The sequence below is a fragment of the Lactovum odontotermitis genome (assembly GCF_054658595.1).
On the sequence record NZ_BAAGGQ010000026.1, the window covers coordinates 1 to 17,908 of the forward strand.

Genomic DNA, 17,908 nt, shown 5'->3' on the forward strand with positions numbered 1-17,908 from the left:
CCGGAAATTTATTCGCCTGAGTTAGAAAAACCTGGACAAAGTTTGAAAGGTCGTCCATGAGCTGATTATTGACTTCGCATCCAGTTTGCATGGCGGTAATATTGCTTTCTCCAATGTCGACGGTCAGATTGGAAAAGCCCGAGGCGTCAATGCCAGTAAGCTCTTGAATCGCCTCCTGGGCTGCGACTGTATCTGAGCTGATTTTTGAAACTCCCATCCGTACTCCTTATGATTTAATAATTATATTATAAGACTTTTTAATCGACATTTCCACTTTCAGGTCAATACTTTTCATTGTTTCAATAAAATCTGCAAAAAAAAAGATATCGTTTGATACCTTTTCCCGTAGTAATACGCCTCTAGCAATTGTATTTTTCTATTTTCAATTCGTCGTCTTACGGAGGGTGATTATTATATCATATTCCCTATGCAGTCCCGTCAATAACGTGTGAAAGTCAAGACAAGGAATAGCACGAAAAGCAAGATGGCTGTGACAATACAGACAATCTGCACATTCTTCGGCACCCATTTCCGGTAACGGGCCGGCGGCCATGCGCCAGCCAATAAAGCACCACCGACAACACCGCCGATATGTCCGACAATTCCCACACCCGGCTGGAAAATATTCATCACCAAATTGATGACAATCAGCACCAAAAAGCCCTGGCCAATCTGCTTCAGCCGCGGACTTCCGGTAAAATAACCCAGCGTGCCCATGGCACCGAAGATACCAAACAGCGAGGTAGAAGCCCCCGCCGAAATCGTATTCGTTGACAGGAAAAAGCTGGCAGCATTGGCAAAAATGCCGGATAAGAGATAAATCTCAGCAAAACGGACACTCCCGAACTCTTCTTCCACCATGCGGCCAATCATCAGCAGCGTGAACATATTCATCAAGAAATGCGACCAGCTCAGATGGACGAAAATCGGCGTGAACAAACGCCAAATCTCCAGCGGATGACCCACAACCCAAATCCCCCAGAGTGCACCGGAATTCAGCAAATTCAGCGGATTCGACACATTATTTCCATAAAGGAAAAACTGGCTCAGCCAGACCAGCGTCGTCACTGCCAGCAAAATATATGTAACCAAATGCTTGCGATTCAATCCTAAATCTAAACTATACACTAAAAATCTCCTTTACTGCAACATCATGCGCTTCGGGCGAAAATTCCACCCGCTGAAAATCATAAACCAAGCTTACCGTATGTCCCTTAAAATCGGCCAAATACCGGTCATAATAACCGCCGCCGAAACCAATTCTAAATCCCTCAGAATTCCAGGCCAAACCCGGCACAACAATTAAATCAGGAATCCCCGGATTTCCCGAACGCGGCTCAAGAATACCACGCTTTGACTCCAATTGGCCGCGCCAATTTTCAGGCGCTCCCTCCAGTTCAATAAAAGTCATTTCACGATGCGGCAAAGTCTGCGGGATAAAAATTTTTTTATTTGTAACCAGGCATTCATTAAATAATTCTGACAGATTAAATTCGAGCAGCGTGTTCATATATAAGCCAATACTCTGTGCCCTTATGAAATTTTGAGACGATATAAATTCAGACAAAACATTCAAAGTCTGCGCTGATTTTTCATTTTGTGCGAAATTCCGCAGTTTTAAAAGGATTTCCTCGCGAATTTCTACTTTATTTTTCACTATAATTATGATAACATAGAAGAGTAATTTTTGTTTAAAGAAATTGTTCACAATTGTGTTACCCTTTCTAAAAACGAATTAACTTTACAGAAAGGATTCACAAAATGGCAACTGGAACAGTTAAATGGTTTAACGCAACCAAAGGCTTCGGCTTTATCACAGCGGAAGACGGCAAAGATGTATTCGTACATTTCTCTGCTATTCAAGGCGACGGCTTCAAAACTCTTGAAGACGGCCAAAAAGTTAATTTTGACCTTGAAGACGGCCCTCGCGGACCTCAAGCAATTAACGTCACAAAATAATTAGAAGCCCGTTAAGGGCTTTTTTAATTCCATTAGTTCCATGTTAAGTTGACAGTATTTTAGCCATTCCTCATGATTCCTGCCCAGTCATCCATACTCTCCAAAAACCTCTTAGCCTTGGTCTTCACGCCCACATACTCATCATAAAGCTGGTCGATGAATGCCCGCAGCTGCTGCCTGGTCTCCTCTTTTACTGAGATATTCTCCAGACTCTCGAGCGAAATATTCAAGAATTGATTGGCCAAAAAAATCACATTCGGGGAAACATGCAGCCGGTGAATATCTTTGGCAAAATGCTCACGGCAGAGACAGCCGTTATAAGCAAAGGAATAGTCCATCGGCAGGTCCCGGCGGCCGCAAATCACGCATTCTGACAGGTTCAATCCGCTCCCGAAACGAGACAGAATTTGGAGTTCAAAAATATTCGTCAGGACGGACGCATCCTTTCCCTGCTCCATTTGCGTCAGCAGCTGAATCAGAAAATTAAAAAGCGCGATGTCATGCTCGCCGTCAGGCACTGCAATGTCCGCCAGGCTCACGACGTAGCTGGCGTAAGCATTCACGAAAATATCGTCCAGAATATGCTGAAAATGCCGGACATCACTGATATCGTTGATAAAAGAAAAGCCCGAGTCATTGATTGTGACGCTTAATCCTGCGCTTGTAAAGTTCTGCAAAGAAGCCGCAAACTTAGACTTTGCAGCATTTTTAATAAAAAACTGACGCTTGCCGAATTTTTCTGTATAAATTTTAATCAGCTGGTCGTGCTCTTTGTACGGCCGCGCGTAAAGAACCAATCCTTTTGTATCTGCATGTTCCATTTTTCCAATATTATAACATTAACCAGCCATTTATTCATTTAAAGATAATTTATAAAACTGCAGTAATTTATCAATTGTTTTATAATCATGCGAAGTGATATCTTTATTCATGCGAGTATCTTGCTCCGTTACACCCTTTGTCTCAAAATAAGCCGGCGGAAGAGCAGTCAAATACTCAAAAGACGTTGGTTTGTCCAAATAAAGTGAAGTACCCAGGAAATAGTTTTCAGCCCTTGAAACACCAATTAAATCCAGAATCGTCGGTGCAAGTCCCAGCGAATTCCGGCACTTGACATCAATCGTCTGCGGCTGCACGCCCGGATAATAAATCATCAGCGGAATCGTGGACAGAAAATAACCGCGCCCCGTGTCAAAAGTTGAGCGATACTGTGCATCCGGAAAAGTTGCGTGATCCGATGTGAACACAACCATGGTGTTATTTGCCAAATCACTCTTTTTAAACTTATCCCAGAATTTGCCGAAAGACTCATCCATATTATAAAATTTGTTTAAAAGAGAATTACTCCCGTCCCCATAAGTTGTCTTACTGTCAAGGCTTAAATGAGTGCCAAAAGTATAAGTCGTCAACATAAACTGCTGCCCTGAGCGATTCAATTTTTCAGCTTCAGAAAAAACATGCTGATAATTTTTCTCATCACTGACATAAGAATCATTTTTCTTACTCGGAATTGAGCCAGTCAAGACTTTCTGAAAATCTAAGTTCGAAACATAATCTGACCAGATTTCCTCATTTGGCTCAGGATTAAAAAATGCTGTCTGGTAGCCATAACCTGCAAGAATGGATTGAACCGAAGTCAAAGGCGTTGTCAGGTTCTGCTTAATCTTATCGGCACCATTTTCATAGCCGTTGTCAACTTGCTGCGACGACGAAAGCTGACCTCTCACTCCCCTGTATGTGGCCGCCGTCTGATTAAAGTAATTGATAAAATTATCTGTTTCATTTTCAAGCTGATTCAAATTAGGCGTCAGCTTTCCGCCGTCATAATCCAGAACCTCCGAACTCAAACCCTCCGTAAAAATGACAATGACATTCATTGAATTCTGAGGCGTATCAATTCCAGAGCCAATCGTATTCTTACGAAACTTCTTTTCAATTGCCCGAAGTTCTTTACTGGAAACATTGTCCGAGCGCAGACTTGACATCCTGTCAGCCTCTTGCAGATAAGTCGTGTAGGCAAAAATCGGCGTTTTCAAACGAGCGTAAAAATTGACCAGAAGCCAAGCTGAAAACGAAAGTACAAAAAGTATTGTAAATAAAAAATATCTTTTTTTAACAAGTTTCGGCAGCTTTTCAAATAGCGCAGGTAAAAAATTCTCAAATTTACAGCGGATAGGGAAAAAGGCCGCAATCACAATGTAGACAATTGTTGCAGCATACACAGGAAGACTCGAACTCAGCGCACCAAGATTTTCCGTATTCGAAGTCAGCAAATAAGACAAATAAGTTCCAGAGAACAAAAAGACAGTCATATTCGCCAAACTCAAAAACAGCAGAATTGAAGTCAGCAGATATTTGAGAAACAGTAAAAAACGATTTTTTCCAGGAATAAGCCCCTGCAAGCAGAAAATCGCCAAAAACTCCAGCAAGCCAAGGCCGACAATGCTCACAGATTTTGTTTGAATTCCAGTGAAAACAACGAAGCCGACTAGAAGAAGAATTTTAATAAACAGGAAAATGTATTTTTTCATAGATAATTCGATTTATATTTATAATAAAAACTCCAACACTCAATGATACTGAAGTCCTTATTAATAATATATCACATTTTCTCTAATTTGACCAATCTTTTTAAAAAATTATTTGAAAAATCCCTTTTTCTGCTTCGTTACTTTCACCCCAGAAGCCTGTGCAAACTCGTCTAGAGCCTTGCGCTGAGCTTCATTAAGCGACTTAGGCACCTGAAGATTGACCACCACGTGCTGGTCACCCATACCAGAGCCGCGCAGCTTAGGCGCACCTTTTCCTTTCAGGCGGAAATTAGTCCCTGTTTGCGTGCCTGCCGGAATTTTCAGCTTAACTTTACCATGCACTGTCGGCACTTCAACCTCGTCGCCCATCGCGGCCTGGATGAAGTTAATCGGCATTTCGTAATAAATCTCGCTGCCGTCGCGCTCAAAGATTTTGGAGGCTTCAACTTGGAAGCGGACATACAAATCACCAAACGGACCGCCGTTTGTGCCTGCTTCGCCCTGACCCTGCAGACGCATCTGCTGGCCTGTTTCTACACCTGCTGGTACTTTAACTTTAACTGTGTGCGCGCGTTTCTCGCGACCCGAGCCGTGACAGGTCTGGCATGGGTCTGAGATGATTTTACCGCTGCCGTGACAGACATCACAGGTCTGCTGGGTCTGAATACGTCCGAGCGGTGTATTTGCAACGACATTCACCACACCGCGGCCGCCGCACTTGCTGCAGGTTTCAGCATGGGTTCCAGGTTTTGCACCTGTGCCGCCGCAGGTATGACAGTTGTCTTCACGATTGTACTTGATTTCTTTTTCTGTGCCGAAAATGGCTTCCTCAAAGGTTAAATTCACCCGGTACTGCAGGTCGTCACCCTGGCGCGGCGCGTTCGGATTAGAGCGACCGCCGCCTGTGCCGCCGCCGAAAAAGCTCGAGAAAATATCCTCGAAGCCGCCAAAACCGCCGCCTGAGAAGCCTGAAAATCCGCCCTGGTCTCCGCCGAAACCGCCGGCGCCGCCAAATCCGCTGAAACCGCCGTTTCCGCCCGCACCTGCCGCACCAAACTGGTCATAGTTCGCGCGCTTTTCCGGGTCACCCAGCGTCTCGTAGGCTTCCTGAATTTTTTTATATTTATCCTCGGCACCCGCGTCCTTGTTGAGGTCCGGGTGATACTGCTTTGACAGCTTCCGATAAGCTTTTTTTATTTCATCTTGGCTTGCGCCTTTGTCAACGCCAAGTTCTTTATAATATTCTTCATTATTCATATGTACATTATACCATAATTTCGTGTTTTTGGACAAAAAATTAGCACTCAATTTGAATGAGTGCTAATTTCATTATCTGATGGCTCAATTACTTGATTTCAATCTGCTTAGCCGCTGTATCTTTCGTTGCTTTAGGCAAATCAATCTTCAAAACGCCATGCTTGAATTCAGCTTTGATGCCTTCACGCTCAACATTCGGCAAAGTGTATTGACGGCTGTAAGAGCCGGAGTAACGCTCGCTGTGGACAATTTGTCCCTCTTCGTTCTTCTCGTCTTTTTCGTCTTCGTGCTTGCCGGATACAGACAGAACGCCGTCAGCATAATCAATCTGAATGTTTTCTTTCTTCAAACCAGGCAAATCAATCTTAACCTCGTAAGCCTTGTCAGTTTCTTTGACATCCGTCTTCATCAGTCCGAGATTGTCATCCCAGAGATTTGGAAAAGCAAGGTCATTTCCAAAGAAGTTTTTCGCCAGATTGTTGAAAAATCTGTCACTGCGCATGCCGAACAAATCATTGTTGTTGCGGTTCATAAGTTCATTAGCCATTTAAACACCTCTTTCTCGAGGGAGTTTGCTTTTTGAGAGTTTCTGTGTCTCAATCTCTCTCACTGTTTTTATTATAGGTCAAAATTGGTCAGAATACAAGCACAAAAGTATGATTTTTGTCCAAAAATTAGCACTCTCGGTTGAAGAGTGCTAATTTTACTTCGCAACATAATGAAAATTCGGGTCTAACTCATTGTCCAGCTTGGCCCAAGCCTCTTCCATCCGCCGGTTAATCTCTTCAATCCCCTCTTCGTTCACTTTCTTGACATCTGAAATATCAATCGGCTCACCGAAATTAATTTTTACTTTCTGACGCTTGAACACGCCCTTCATGTCAGTCGGCCCCTGATAAACCGCCGGCAGCAGCCGAACATGCGCGAGCTTGCCGATAACCGCCACGCCGCCCTTCATTTCAGAAGAATGCCGCGTGCCGGAAGGAAACATCACCATTGACTTGTCAGACTCTTTCAGCATCTTTATCGCATATTTCACAGGGTCTGTACCCGGATGCTCACGGTCGACCGGAAAAGCGCCGCACATACGAATCCACCAGCCGCCGAAGCCTTTGAAAAGCTCTTTCTTAGCCATGAAGATAAACTGTTTAGGTGCAGCCGCAAATGCGAACCAGACCGGTTCCCAAGCCATGCGATGCGGCGCCACAAGAATGTAATTTTCGCCGTTAGGAATCCGCTGCTTATTGTAATATTCACTGTTCCCGTTGAAAATCCAAAGCAGAAAGCGCACCAAGTTCCTCAAAAATACGAAGAAAATCTTGTGTTTATGTATCTTTTTATAATCAAATTCTTTTGCCAAATTTGTTTCTCCTTAGTCTAAGATGTGTAAAGCACGCCCGCTTTGAAGCGTAGGAATTCTGGCGTGCTGCGACTCTCGCTATGGCGCTTCAGCGCCGTAGCGAGAGTCGACAACAGCGTCCGTAGGACGCAGACAATTTCAGAAGCTTTAGCTTCTAGAAATTGCCAGAGCTTTAGCTCTATGTGAACTCAGTTATTCCATTTTTCTGGGTCAAGCCCCAAATCTAGAATCGTGCGCGGCGCCACCAAATGCACCGTCTGCAAGCCGATTGATTTTGCGCCGGCAATATTTGGGGCTGAATCATCCACAAAAATTGTGGTTTCAGCTTCTAAGCCGGCCATTTCTAGAACCTTCTTGAAAGCCTCCGGTGAGGGTTTTCTCAGGCCAATGTTCTGTGAATAAAATACTTCTGTGAAATACGAAGACAAAGGCCTGCCGAATTGCTCCAGAACCATCGCTTCATAACGTTTCGTGTGCACGTCATTTGTATTGGAGAAAAGATAAATTGGATACTGTTTGCCCAATTTCTCCAGAAAATCCATTCGTTCGGGCTTAAAGTCGGTCAGAATCAAATCCCAAGCTTCTTCTATTTCCCCGTCAGACAAATCACTGCCTGTCAGCTCGCGAAAGCCGTCATAGAACGTGTCTTCCGTGACTTTGCCGATTTCCTGCTTTTCAAAGAAATCGTTCATGTTTGCCGGCGTGAAGAGACTTTTGAAATCGCGAATGCCCAGTGCTTCAAAGCGCGCTTTCTGGCGCTCCGGAGCAAGGTCCATAATCACACCGCCAAGGTCGAAAATAATTGCCTTTACAGTCATAATAAAACCTCCATTTTACTTTAGATAAGGAACGCCGACTTCACGCCGGTCGCCCGGACTTTGCCATTCATGCTCCTGGTCCCGTACAAAGAGCTGCGACAGGAAACTGAACACGGGCACAATCACAAAGAGCCAATGCCCGGCAAGCGGGAACAGCACCGCCACAACCGTAATGATGATGTTAATCACCATTGTAAACATGAAGCGGGCCATCCAGATTTTCTTCCAGAACTTGAAGGACTTCGGCATTTTCTTAAAATGGTCCCGCGTAATGCTGAAATTCAGCATTTCCTGCTGAGACAAAATCAGCAGAATCACGATGCCGTAGTTCAGCGACGAAAACCAGGTCGGCTGTGCAATAATCCACTTCGTCAGAAGCGGCAGCAGCGACAGGAGGCCAATAAAGAAAAAGTCCTGAACAATCGTCCCCTCCGTGATTTCCTCCGTCACCGCAAAAATCTTATGATGATTAAACCAGAAATTCGCGATGACCATAAAACTAATCAGAAAAATGCCGACAGCCGAAAGAAAAGTCAAATAATCCTGTCCGTCCCGCGGAATCGGAATTTCCAGCAGCATAATCGTGATAATCACCGCAATCACGCTGTCAGAAAAAGTCTCAATATGCGAGCGCAGCTTCTGCCGGCGGATTTTCTCATCTTCTTCCGCATGCCGCGTCATCTCTGCCTGAAGCTCACTCTCCGTCATATCCTTGAACTTCTGGTGCGTCTCCAGAAACTCGTCACGCAGCTCCTGGCGCGCCTGGCGCATTTCAGGGTCCCTCTGCATCTTTTCAAAACGGCGATGAAGCTGATGCTCACGCGATTGGCGGCGACGCTCCGAAAAGCTTTGCTTCTTCTGCTTTCGGCTGTCGCCGGATGGCAGGCTTTCATTTTGCTGCATCCCAGAGCTTTCAGACTCGCTGTCAACAATCTTCCCTATCACCTTTTTTGCCACTTTGTCAGAATTCATTTTGCCTGCGCCTCTTTACTCTTTTTGACAGGCCGAGCTTCGCTCGTGTCCAAAATAATCGTGACCGGGCCGTCATTAACCAGCTCAATCTGCATGTCAGCGCCGAAAACACCAGCTTTTACCGGCACTCTTTCACTCAACTTTTCATTGAACATGTCATACATTCGACTCGCAAATTCCGGCTGCCCAGCGGCTGAAAATCCTGGCCGGTTACCTTTGCGTGTGTCAGCAAAGAGCGTAAACTGGCTGATGGACAGGATTTCACCGGAAATTTCCTGAATGGACAGATTCATCTTGTCCTCTGCATCATTGAAAATCCGCATTTGCGAGACCTTGCGCACTGCGTAGTCCAGGTCGAATTCGCTGTCAGCGTCTTCTATGCCGACCAGCAGCAGAAATCCCTGTGAGATTTCATTAATCAGTTGTTTGTCAATTTTGACCGAGGCTGATTTTACACGCTGAATGATAATTCTCATTGAGCCATTCTCCTGTCAATTTCTGTAAACTTGCTTTACACTAGGTTTACAACACGTTTACACTGCTGTAAACCTGGGGCTGAAAACCCTTGATTTATCTGCGTTTATCCATTCGTCCGCTTTACAGAGTAGACATCTGGAATCATTTTTATTTTGTCCACAATCAGGGTTAACTCGGACAGATTTTTTATTCCCATTGCAATATGAATATTTGCCATCTTACGGTCTTTTGTCGGCTGCGCATTGATAGAGATAAGATTTTTGGTCAGATTTGAGATGACCTGCATCACATCGTTCAGGATTCCTGGGCGGTTGAAGCCGTAAACATCAACGTTTGCAACGTAATCTTTGCTCGTTGTGCCCTCTTCTTCGTCCCATTCGACCTCAATCTGGCGCTTTTCGAAGTCTTCCATGGCTTTGACATTCTGACAGTCGGCCCGATGAACACTAACGCCGCGGCCTTTCGTAATGTAGCCGATGATTTTATCGCCCGGCACTGGATTACAGCACTTAGCGATGCGAATCATTAAGCCGCCGATGCCGCCTGCACTGACGCCGCCGTCGTGGCGAACTTTCATGACTTCTGTCTTGTTTTCGCGCTTGACTTCGCCGTGCTGCAGCGCTTCTGCTTCTTTCTGGCGCTTTTCACGTTCCTGCTCGCGCCGCTCTTTCTCGGTCAGCTTATTAAAGACAGACAGTACATTCTGGTCGCCGAAGCCGATGCTTGCGTAGAGCGCGTCGGAATCTTTGTGATTCAACTCCTTGGCAACTTTGTCCATTGTTGGTTTGTCAAGGTACTTATTGGCGACAAAGCCCTGCTCAATCAGATGATTCTGCAGCATCTCACGCCCTTTGGCAATTGACAGCTCGCGGTCCTGATTTTTGAAGAACTGCTTGATTTTCGAGCGCGCCTTGCTTGTCTTGACCAGATTAATCCAGTCTCGGCTGGGGCCGAATGAAGTCTTCGAGGTAATAATCTCCACCCGGTCACCGGTTTTCAGTGTGTAAGTCAGCGGCTGCATGCGGTCATTGACTTTTGCGCCGACAGCATGGTCGCCGACCTGCGTGTGAATTGCATAGGCGAAATCAATCGGGCCGGAGCCTTTAGGCAGCTCTTGTACCGCACCAGCTGGCGTGAAAACGTAGATTTTCTGACCGAGAATGTCATCCTGCACCGAGCGGACAAATTCTTCCGCATTGCCGCCGGAAATCTCCTGCAGCTCCTCCAGCTCCTGCACCCAGCCTAATGTTTCAGAGACTTCATTGACATTGACAGCATTCGTTCGACCTTGCTTGTATGCCCAATGAGCCGCAACACCGTATTCCGCGACTTCATGCATTTCCTGTGTACGAATCTGGAACTCAATCGGCCCGCGAGGGCCATTTACCGTGGTGTGAACAGACTGATAGCCGTTGACCTTGGGATTTGCGACATAATCTTTAAAACGTCCAGGCATCGGCCGCCAGAGCTCATGAATATAACCCAGCGTCGTATAAATATCAGCCGTCGTCTCTGTGATACAGCGAATCGCGATTAAATCATAAATTTCGTCGAAACGCTTTTTCTTATCGTGCATTTTACGATAAATACTGTAAATATGCTTGGGGCGTCCATAAATTTTCGCCGTGACACCGGCTTTTTTCACAGTTTCCTTCAGCTTTTCAATGACCGCCTCAACCAGGGCCTCACGCTCTGAGCGCTTTTCATTCATCAAGCCGCGAATTCGGTAAAATTCTACTTCGTTCAAATAGCGGAAACTCAGGTCTTCAAGTTCCCATTTAATACTTGCAATACCGAGACGATGTGCCAAAGGTGCATAAATATCCATCGTCTCGCGCGAAATCCGCTGCTGCTTATCCGGACGCAGGTGTTTCAGCGTGCGCATATTGTGCAGACGGTCTGCCAGCTTGACCAAAATGACCCGAATGTCCTTGGACATGGCCATCAGCATCTTGCGGTGATTCTCGGCCAGCTGCTCCTCGTGCGACTTGTATTCAACCTTGCCGAGCTTAGTTACCCCCTCAACAATATCTGCCACCTCGTCGCCGAAAAGCTCGCGTAAATCCTCGGAAATCGCGCCGGTATCTTCAACCACATCATGCAGCAGCCCGCAGACAATCGTCGTCGCATCCAAGCGCAAATCCGCCAGAATTCCAGCCACCTGAATCGGATGCACAATGTAAGCCTCACCTGAAGCCCGAAATTGCTCACCATGCGCCGTTCTCGCGCACTTCAAAGCAAAAACAACCCGCTCGACTTCCTCGGGCGCCATATATTCTCTACACTTTTCAATCAGCTCTTCACCGGTAATATTTGGATGTTCAGCCATAACACAAACCGTCACTTTCTTAAAAGCACAAACGCTCAATTAGAGCGTTCAGTCTTTGCTTATTATAACAAAAAATCTGCAAAAATTAGATTTTTTCAGTGCAGATTTTTCAGTTATTTCTGAAGTTCCAGCAAAGCGCTCTTTCTAGAGTTTTGAGACGAGGCTCGTCATCTCTCCCACCTATCCAACGGTTCCGTTGCCATTGCTGACAAAAAACTTGCCACAAACGCGTTCCCGCCTGACAACTGGTTCCACCAGTTCCCGACGCCTGCACCGAACTGAGCTCGGGCTTCTCCATTGGTCGCCAGGGTGTAGACCCCTTCGGCCGTGTCCGCCACATTGAACTGTGCCATCCCGGAGACCATCCCGCCTGCCCCTCTGATAAAACCGTTCAAACGCCCGTCAACTACCATTTACCTTCTTACGGGTGTCCTTGGTAAAGCTTTGCAGACCTTGCGTTCAACTTCTTTCAATGAAAGCACAGATAAAATTAGCAGCTTCAAACACTAGAAGCATTGAAATCTGATATGAAAAAACAATGCAATATTAGTTCAACAAATATTATTTTTCATTTTTTATCGGGGAAACATAATTATTTGGTAGTTTGCCTTTCCAGTCTATCCAAGCCTTTTCTGCCAAAGGTATTAATTTCTTGAGTTCGTCTTGTGAAAATAACTTTTGATTTTTTGTGTTAGAAATTAGTGTAATGGGACGACTTTCTGCTCGTTCTTTTTTCACCATATCCTGCACTTCTTTAGGAGCTGGCCATACATCATTTTCTGCATAAAACAACAAATCTGAAGGTGTCCTCTCTCCTAATACAATCTGTTCAAGAACATCCTTGGAAATCCGAGTTAAATTATTATGCCCATAAGCATCTCCCCAACTCAAAATAAGCTCATTTTCTTTTTCTGTAATCATCATGTGATATTCATTATTCTTGTATAAAATCTTATCTGACATTATTCAACACCTCCAAAAACGTGACTTGAGTTAAATTTTCCTGGTTGCACCTGGTCTATTACTGTCTCTGGAATCTTGCCAAGATATGTGCCAATACTCCAGAGAGGATGATTTCCGTTTTCACTATAAGATTTCGTCAGAATAAATTTCAAATTTTGTCGAAACATTTTCTTTTTTTGAAATCGTCAAGAATTTGAGTCACATACTTATCCCGTTCTGCCTTCTTTAACTCAATTTTGGTCTTTTCCTTTGTCAAGACCAAACTATCCTTGTATGCGGAATATCGCCCATTTATCAGCTCTCCACTTACCTCAAAGGTTTTTCCATCATTTTTACTTCCTAAAAATTAGGTTTTTTTTACCGTAGTAGAGTTAGTTTCTATTATTGATGTAGACCTTCATGGCGTCTGTGCCTTGCCAGTGATTGTTCTTGTGGCAAACAGCCGTTAACAACTTATGCCTAACACAAAATTATTTACCCTCTAAATATTTTTCCAGTACCAAGCATATTTGTTTTATTTGTTCCAAGTCATCTGCCGAGGCCTCTGTTTTCAGGCTACGATCATTTAGAATATCTTCTAATGCTTCTCCGTGTTGTCCAGAGGGTAAGTTGTAGAATCCATTTGCTATAGGGACTGCGATACTCACAACTCCAGCTCCAATTTGAAATTGGTGAGAATTGCCACTCATATCAACACTGATGTCAATACCAGAAGTTCCTAAAATATCAATGTTACTACGGAAATCAAAGCTCGTTATATCATCCGTAGGAAGCACTTCAACTACACTAAAATGATCTCCAAATACCTCTTTTAACGCTCGCATAACATTTTTGTAACCAATTGAATCTTCAATTCGTTTTTCTACTTTTTTCATTTTATCATCCTCCACATTCCATTCTCGTTCACTAACTTATAGCCTTTACTCACTAGATATTTATACTCACGTGCACCAAATGATTTGGGGAGAAAATCACTAGGATTGCTTGTAAATTCAAAAGTATTTCCAATTTTTATTCGATCATCAAGATACTGCTGATTGATTCGCCACATCTCGTTCTTGATTTGTATTTTATCCACGATCCCATTCTCCTTCAACGCGACCTCAGCCATATTCCAACCATCATTTCCCAAGTCATAATAAGCACTTCCTTTCTCATATGCAACTTGTTCATATGAACTGGCATTCGGCTGCCATTTTCCTAAAGTAGTCGTATCTGCCTCAGAATTTTTTGAAGCCAGCTGCGCAATGTCTTTAACTGACCAATCTGTGAATTGTCCGTTTTCAACTTTGACAACTTTTTGTACTTCTTCTGCTGTAGCAATGCCGCGATACTCTGCGGAAACTTTACCGTATTGATCAAGTTTTCCTACATTACTGCTTAACTTCCCACCTGCTGCAGTGTCAAAATCTCTTACGACAGCTCCAGGAACTTCTCCCATCCCATTATACACTTTACTGCCCGCAAGCAGAGAAGTTCTAGCCCCCACAAAGGTGCCGACATCTTTCGCCCAGATGGAGTCAAGGCCCGCATTTTTTGCTAAACTGGTTGCCAATGGTGCAACAATGAATCGTACTTGCTCCTACACCTGCTGTGACAAGCGTCCGGCCGGTACCTGAAATCACCGCACCGATCACGGTTCTTCCCGCATTCACTGGAATGACGTCTCGCTTCTTTCCGACGTGCTTCTTGCTTTATTAATCCGTGTTCTCTGGCAGAAACTGAACTAAATCAATAGGTTCTTTGACTGGGATGATTTCAACTTCTGAAATATCGATATCTTTATCCCAATAAAATTTATCCATTCTTTGAAATCCTTCAACTTCATGGTCACTACGCAAGGTTACAATCGTATCACCCGGATTAAACAAAGCTCCATATCTTTCACCTTGATAGTTAGCTTCATAATGTAGATCATAAGCATTAGTTACCTTTCTCAAATTTTCTACTGTGTCCAGTGAAAAATAATAAAACTCCTCACCATCATTCACATAACGACTTTTACCAATACTGAAACCATATTTTATATAGTTTTTATCGGAAGTTATTATTTCAAACCCCCGAACTATATTAGGAATACTTCCTCCTAAAATAAATTCTGTTCCTGTAGGTACAAATGTTACATATTTATCTGACTTTTTGTATTTTTCTTTCATCTTAAATCCCTCCAATATCCATTACCATCCTTTGTTACCCATTCTGCCACAACAGTATCTTTTCCATTGATCACCTCATGAATTGTAGAACCTAAGCTCGGTTGCAAGCCCTCTTTGGCCGTAGTTGTCCACTCTGGAACCATTGTCCTGTTCTCTCCTGCTGTAAACCCTGAGCCTGTAAACGGCCATTCTCCAGCATGTGTCCCGCCAAATTGCGGACTGTATGGTGTTTCTATTTTCCCTATGTCTCCACTTGTGAAGTCAATATAAGCATAGTTGTCACTTCCTGCATATGGATTCCCAGCATAATCTAGACGACTAGATGCAACCACGTCATCAATATTTGTAATGCCTTTGACATAGCTCTTATCCGTCATAAAACCACCGATATTGCTGTTTTTAGGATTCGTTATCATTCCATCCACTTTACTTGACGGGATTACCCGCCGCATTTCTGTTGTGTCTGTCGGAACTGGGACTTTTTCCCGCATCCCTTTGAGGAGTGCGATTTCTTGCGGAGTCTTAACTTGCTTCGCATTAATTCTATTGAAGTCTTCAATTGTGAGATGAGAGTCCTCAAGAATTTTTTGGCCGCTTGCAGGGAGTTTGTAATCCGCTGGAGCTGGTTTGATGGCAATTCCGCCTGTTTCTCCCATCCCATTATACACTTTACTGCCCGCAAGCAGAGAAGTACCAGCCCCCACAAAGGTGCCGACATCTTTCGCCCAGATGGAGTCAAGACCCGCACTCTTCGCTAAACTGGTTGCCAGTGGTGCAACAATGAAGTTCGTGCTTGCTCCCACACCTGCTGTGACAAGCGTCCGGCCGGTACCGGAAATCACTGCTCCGGTCACGGTTCTCCCTGCATTCAATGCCGCACTCACCGGAATGACCGACCCTGACGCAAGCATCGAAACATTTCCGAAAATGTCATAAGCCCCCTGATTCCCGCCGAAAAGTGTGTCACGCAGTGGGTTGAAGGCTTTGCCCTTGCCCGATACCATAATCTGACTGCCTTCAAAGATATTTGAGGCACCGTAGGAAGCAGAACAGAAGCCGGCAACACTTGCCGTCACAACCAGCGGAGTTGCCGCCCCTGCCGTCATGATAATGGCCGCAGCGCCTAAAGCGACTGTCGCAACACCGAAGACAACTTCCCAGAAACCGTCATGGCGGTTCGCTTCTCTTTGCTGCGCAGCTGCGAGGCGTTCCTGGTCATGTTTGTACTCGTCATTGATGCTGTCCCAGGCTTTCGTGAACTCTTTCTGGTTCTTTGCATCCATGACATAGTTCATGCTGGCTTGATAGGCGTTCAGAAAATCCGGGGGGACTATCCCTCTGAAAGAGCCTGTCCTGTATTCATAGGTGCGGGGGACATTGACCGTGTTTTTTATCAGATCACGCGTCCTCGCAATCAGATCCTGAACCAGCGCAAAACCCGGGTCTGTCGACTCATAGCTGTCCCAGTTCTCCTGGAGCTTTTCCGTTATCTGCTTCATCTCGTCCATTTTGTCGGCCGCTTTCAGAAGATGGCCGCTTCCTGCCCCGCCCAGCGAGATAATATCACTCGCCTCATCAGAGACGGCTTGAAGCTTTTTCGCCAGATTCGTGTAATCCGGACGCTGGCTCGACAGCTTATGCTGGAGATCCTCCAAGTCTTCTCTGACCAGACGAAAACCGCCGCTTCCGTCAACCGTTGTATAATCATTGACATACTTTCCAAGTGCCATCCGAAAATTTTCAATCGCCTGTTGAATCGCCTGATTCAGGGGCGCATGTACTTCACCAATGTAAGCCCGCATCGCGTCTGCGCCCTGGCCCTTAATCGTGTCTGTCCCTGCAAGCAGACTCATCACCTGACTGAGGTCACTCAGCGGCTGGCTGCGGTTCAGAAGCCCTCTGGCCACCCGCTCTGCCAAATCGGTCAGCGAATCATAATAAAGCTCGTCATTGCTCATTAACTGGCCTCCTCATCCGTGTTGATGATATTCACAGCCAGCTGGCGGAACTCTTCAAGGTCCTTCTGGGCCATCACACCATAGGCCGACACCAGCTGCGTGAGCTCGTCATAGATTTCAAATATCTTCGGAACCGTTGTAACTTTCAAATGGGCATCATTCGTACTCAGACCGTTCCTCACCCCTGCGACTTCTGAAGTGACCGTACCGACTTTCACAGTGACTCTTTCGTAACCGCCGCTGTCTAACATTTGTTGTACCATAAATTCTCCTTTTTTACCAGAACTGCATACGCGTGGTCGGGTCTTCAAGCGACATGATTAAAGCCTGAATCTTACTTTGGCAGTCCGCTATCGCCTCTTCAATCTCCGGTGCGGTTTTCGCGAGCTGGGACTTCCCCTCGTCATACTTCGGATTGTACTTGCCGCTCTTGACTTGTCCCGCCCACATGTTCGTGCCGCCTTCTTTAAACTGGGTGAAGTCCAGCGCTTCAACCGAGCCCATCAAACCTGACAGCTGACCGATAATGCCCTGGAGCTTCGCAATCTGTGCTAATTTTTCTCCATCACTCATCAGTCAATCTCCATGTCCCGGACCGACGCAAAAGGATCGTCGTCCTCTTCCTTAAACAGGGCTGTCTCTGAAACCGCCGGAGCTGGCGGAGGAGAAGCCAGAAATTCCTCTTTCATCTGAACCAGTTTTTCTGTCATGAGCGTGTTATCCTCATCGGTATAAGCCTCAAAGATAACCTTAAAGATGTCCTCTTTGTTGAAGTAGACGAGATTGTCATCTACCATCCCCTCAGGGTAAAGAACAGCGCCGTAATCGAAATACCTGCCTTCGGCAACGTTGGCACGCTGGACAATCATGAGCTTTTTAATGGCGCCTTCTTTAAGTATAACAAGGCTTCCGATGGGTAAAAATGTGTTTTCTTCTGTCATTTTCTGTTTTCCTTTGCTGGTTGTTTATTTTTATGTTTAAAAGCAATTGCTATAAAATATGTGAAGAAGTAATTTTAAGCATTTATCTCTGCTCCTTATCAATAAAATCTGTATTTTCTAAAAAGATTTTAAAAACCGTTCCAAACAACCACCTCCTCTTGCAAAATATTCTATCAAAGCCATTTTT

The 17,908-nt window shown here is 45.0% G+C and carries 22 protein-coding genes; 1 reads left to right on the forward strand and 21 read right to left on the reverse strand.

Annotated elements, in window-relative coordinates:
• The 3 genes from ACYQ2E_RS10450 to ACYQ2E_RS10460 all read right to left on the reverse strand — a co-directional run.
• Positions 1 to 217 (reverse strand): TIGR04197 family type VII secretion effector (locus ACYQ2E_RS10450; RefSeq protein ID WP_460016757.1); only part of this gene is annotated, 217 nt, incomplete at its 3' end.
• Positions 218 to 438: 221 nt separating this feature from the next.
• Positions 439 to 1,128, reverse strand: coding sequence for a rhomboid family intramembrane serine protease (locus tag ACYQ2E_RS10455; protein ID WP_460018009.1), 690 nt, complete (start codon positions 1,126 to 1,128; stop codon positions 439 to 441).
• Entirely contained in the window at positions 1,121 to 1,657 is a 537-nt protein-coding gene (locus ACYQ2E_RS10460; protein WP_460018010.1) for a 5-formyltetrahydrofolate cyclo-ligase, read from the reverse strand. The genes ACYQ2E_RS10455 and ACYQ2E_RS10460 overlap by 8 nt, the downstream gene beginning before the upstream one ends.
• Before the next feature lie 104 nt (positions 1,658 to 1,761).
• Between ACYQ2E_RS10460 and ACYQ2E_RS10465 the strand changes: the two genes are divergently transcribed.
• Complete coding sequence (locus tag ACYQ2E_RS10465) at positions 1,762 to 1,959, forward strand: cold-shock protein (protein WP_460018011.1); 198 nt, start codon at positions 1,762 to 1,764, stop codon at positions 1,957 to 1,959.
• 59 nt (positions 1,960 to 2,018) lie between these two features.
• Here ACYQ2E_RS10465 and recO read toward each other — a convergent pair whose 3' ends face one another.
• The 18 genes from recO to ACYQ2E_RS10555 form a co-directional block, all read right to left on the reverse strand.
• Positions 2,019 to 2,780 carry a DNA repair protein RecO gene (gene recO / locus ACYQ2E_RS10470; RefSeq protein WP_460018012.1) on the reverse strand — a complete coding sequence of 254 codons (762 nt, stop codon included), beginning with the start codon at positions 2,778 to 2,780 and terminating at the stop codon, positions 2,019 to 2,021.
• 30 nt (positions 2,781 to 2,810) lie between these two features.
• Positions 2,811 to 4,490: an LTA synthase family protein gene (locus tag ACYQ2E_RS10475; protein ID WP_460018013.1), complete on the reverse strand. Its 1,680-nt coding sequence runs from the start codon at positions 4,488 to 4,490 to the stop codon at positions 2,811 to 2,813.
• Positions 4,491 to 4,598: 108 nt separating this feature from the next.
• Positions 4,599 to 5,747, reverse strand: coding sequence for a molecular chaperone DnaJ (gene dnaJ, locus ACYQ2E_RS10480; protein WP_460018014.1), 1,149 nt, complete (start codon positions 5,745 to 5,747; stop codon positions 4,599 to 4,601).
• 88 nt (positions 5,748 to 5,835) lie between these two features.
• On the reverse strand, positions 5,836 to 6,294 hold the full coding sequence (locus ACYQ2E_RS10485; protein ID WP_460018015.1) for an Hsp20/alpha crystallin family protein: 459 nt from the start codon (positions 6,292 to 6,294) through the stop codon (positions 5,836 to 5,838).
• A gap of 156 nt (positions 6,295 to 6,450) precedes the next feature.
• Positions 6,451 to 7,065 carry a lysophospholipid acyltransferase family protein gene (locus ACYQ2E_RS10490; RefSeq protein ID WP_460018029.1) on the reverse strand — a complete coding sequence of 205 codons (615 nt, stop codon included), beginning with the start codon at positions 7,063 to 7,065 and terminating at the stop codon, positions 6,451 to 6,453.
• Between the two features lie 230 nt (positions 7,066 to 7,295).
• Positions 7,296 to 7,925 (reverse strand): HAD family hydrolase, encoded by a 630-nt coding sequence (locus ACYQ2E_RS10495; protein WP_460018016.1) that lies wholly within the window; start codon positions 7,923 to 7,925, stop codon positions 7,296 to 7,298.
• A 15-nt stretch (positions 7,926 to 7,940) separates the two neighbouring features.
• Positions 7,941 to 8,897: a TMEM175 family protein gene (locus tag ACYQ2E_RS10500; RefSeq protein ID WP_460018017.1), complete on the reverse strand. Its 957-nt coding sequence runs from the start codon at positions 8,895 to 8,897 to the stop codon at positions 7,941 to 7,943.
• Positions 8,894 to 9,373, reverse strand: coding sequence for a D-aminoacyl-tRNA deacylase (gene dtd / locus ACYQ2E_RS10505; protein WP_460018018.1), 480 nt, complete (start codon positions 9,371 to 9,373; stop codon positions 8,894 to 8,896). Before dtd ends, ACYQ2E_RS10500 begins: the two co-directional genes overlap by 4 nt.
• 104 nt (positions 9,374 to 9,477) lie before the next feature.
• On the reverse strand, positions 9,478 to 11,703 hold the full coding sequence (locus ACYQ2E_RS10510) for a RelA/SpoT family protein (protein WP_460018019.1): 2,226 nt from the start codon (positions 11,701 to 11,703) through the stop codon (positions 9,478 to 9,480).
• 167 nt (positions 11,704 to 11,870) lie between these two features.
• Positions 11,871 to 12,116 carry a hypothetical protein gene (locus ACYQ2E_RS10515; protein ID WP_460018020.1) on the reverse strand — a complete coding sequence of 82 codons (246 nt, stop codon included), beginning with the start codon at positions 12,114 to 12,116 and terminating at the stop codon, positions 11,871 to 11,873.
• A 148-nt stretch (positions 12,117 to 12,264) separates the two neighbouring features.
• Positions 12,265 to 12,666 (reverse strand): hypothetical protein, encoded by a 402-nt coding sequence (locus tag ACYQ2E_RS10520; RefSeq protein WP_460018021.1) that lies wholly within the window; start codon positions 12,664 to 12,666, stop codon positions 12,265 to 12,267.
• A gap of 470 nt (positions 12,667 to 13,136) precedes the next feature.
• The gene (locus ACYQ2E_RS10525) at positions 13,137 to 13,541 is read right to left on the reverse strand and encodes a hypothetical protein (RefSeq protein ID WP_460018022.1); all 405 of its coding nucleotides are present in this window, start codon (positions 13,539 to 13,541) and stop codon (positions 13,137 to 13,139) included.
• Positions 13,538 to 14,221, reverse strand: coding sequence for a hypothetical protein (locus tag ACYQ2E_RS10530; RefSeq protein ID WP_460018023.1), 684 nt, complete (start codon positions 14,219 to 14,221; stop codon positions 13,538 to 13,540). The genes ACYQ2E_RS10525 and ACYQ2E_RS10530 overlap by 4 nt, the downstream gene beginning before the upstream one ends.
• 142 nt (positions 14,222 to 14,363) lie before the next feature.
• A complete protein-coding gene (locus ACYQ2E_RS10535; RefSeq protein WP_460018024.1) occupies positions 14,364 to 14,822 on the reverse strand; it encodes a hypothetical protein in 459 nt (152 codons plus the stop codon).
• Complete coding sequence (locus ACYQ2E_RS10540) at positions 14,819 to 16,780, reverse strand: T7SS effector LXG polymorphic toxin (RefSeq protein WP_460018025.1); 1,962 nt, start codon at positions 16,778 to 16,780, stop codon at positions 14,819 to 14,821. The genes ACYQ2E_RS10535 and ACYQ2E_RS10540 overlap by 4 nt, the downstream gene beginning before the upstream one ends.
• Positions 16,780 to 17,043, reverse strand: coding sequence for a hypothetical protein (locus ACYQ2E_RS10545; protein ID WP_460018026.1), 264 nt, complete (start codon positions 17,041 to 17,043; stop codon positions 16,780 to 16,782). The genes ACYQ2E_RS10540 and ACYQ2E_RS10545 overlap by 1 nt, the downstream gene beginning before the upstream one ends.
• 13 nt (positions 17,044 to 17,056) lie before the next feature.
• Entirely contained in the window at positions 17,057 to 17,353 is a 297-nt protein-coding gene (locus tag ACYQ2E_RS10550) for a hypothetical protein (protein ID WP_460018027.1), read from the reverse strand.
• Complete coding sequence (locus ACYQ2E_RS10555; RefSeq protein WP_460018028.1) at positions 17,353 to 17,721, reverse strand: DUF4176 domain-containing protein; 369 nt, start codon at positions 17,719 to 17,721, stop codon at positions 17,353 to 17,355. Before ACYQ2E_RS10555 ends, ACYQ2E_RS10550 begins: the two co-directional genes overlap by 1 nt.
• Between the last annotated feature and the right edge of the window lie 187 nt (positions 17,722 to 17,908).

Excerpts from the sequence above, each read along its gene's own strand:
- ACYQ2E_RS10545 (WP_460018026.1), bottom strand. The coding sequence starts at position 17,043 with ATGGTACAACAAATGTTAGACAGCGGCGGTTACGAAAGAGTCACTGTG.
- ACYQ2E_RS10520 (WP_460018021.1), bottom strand. The coding sequence starts at position 12,666 with ATGTCAGATAAGATTTTATACAAGAATAATGAATATCACATGATGATT.
- ACYQ2E_RS10535 (WP_460018024.1), bottom strand. The coding sequence starts at position 14,822 with ATGAAAGAAAAATACAAAAAGTCAGATAAATATGTAACATTTGTACCT.
- dnaJ (WP_460018014.1), bottom strand. The coding sequence starts at position 5,747 with ATGAATAATGAAGAATATTATAAAGAACTTGGCGTTGACAAAGGCGCA.
- ACYQ2E_RS10495 (WP_460018016.1), bottom strand. The coding sequence starts at position 7,925 with ATGACTGTAAAGGCAATTATTTTCGACCTTGGCGGTGTGATTATGGAC.
- ACYQ2E_RS10475 (WP_460018013.1), bottom strand. The coding sequence starts at position 4,490 with ATGAAAAAATACATTTTCCTGTTTATTAAAATTCTTCTTCTAGTCGGC.
- dtd (WP_460018018.1), bottom strand. The coding sequence starts at position 9,373 with ATGAGAATTATCATTCAGCGTGTAAAATCAGCCTCGGTCAAAATTGAC.
- ACYQ2E_RS10525 (WP_460018022.1), bottom strand. The coding sequence starts at position 13,541 with ATGAAAAAAGTAGAAAAACGAATTGAAGATTCAATTGGTTACAAAAAT.
- ACYQ2E_RS10465 (WP_460018011.1), top strand. The coding sequence starts at position 1,762 with ATGGCAACTGGAACAGTTAAATGGTTTAACGCAACCAAAGGCTTCGGC.
- ACYQ2E_RS10515 (WP_460018020.1), bottom strand. The coding sequence starts at position 12,116 with ATGGTAGTTGACGGGCGTTTGAACGGTTTTATCAGAGGGGCAGGCGGG.
- ACYQ2E_RS10550 (WP_460018027.1), bottom strand. The coding sequence starts at position 17,353 with ATGAGTGATGGAGAAAAATTAGCACAGATTGCGAAGCTCCAGGGCATT.
- ACYQ2E_RS10510 (WP_460018019.1), bottom strand. The coding sequence starts at position 11,703 with ATGGCTGAACATCCAAATATTACCGGTGAAGAGCTGATTGAAAAGTGT.
- ACYQ2E_RS10555 (WP_460018028.1), bottom strand. The coding sequence starts at position 17,721 with ATGACAGAAGAAAACACATTTTTACCCATCGGAAGCCTTGTTATACTT.
- ACYQ2E_RS10485 (WP_460018015.1), bottom strand. The coding sequence starts at position 6,294 with ATGGCTAATGAACTTATGAACCGCAACAACAATGATTTGTTCGGCATG.
- recO (WP_460018012.1), bottom strand. The coding sequence starts at position 2,780 with ATGGAACATGCAGATACAAAAGGATTGGTTCTTTACGCGCGGCCGTAC.
- ACYQ2E_RS10540 (WP_460018025.1), bottom strand. The coding sequence starts at position 16,780 with ATGAGCAATGACGAGCTTTATTATGATTCGCTGACCGATTTGGCAGAG.
- ACYQ2E_RS10500 (WP_460018017.1), bottom strand. The coding sequence starts at position 8,897 with ATGAATTCTGACAAAGTGGCAAAAAAGGTGATAGGGAAGATTGTTGAC.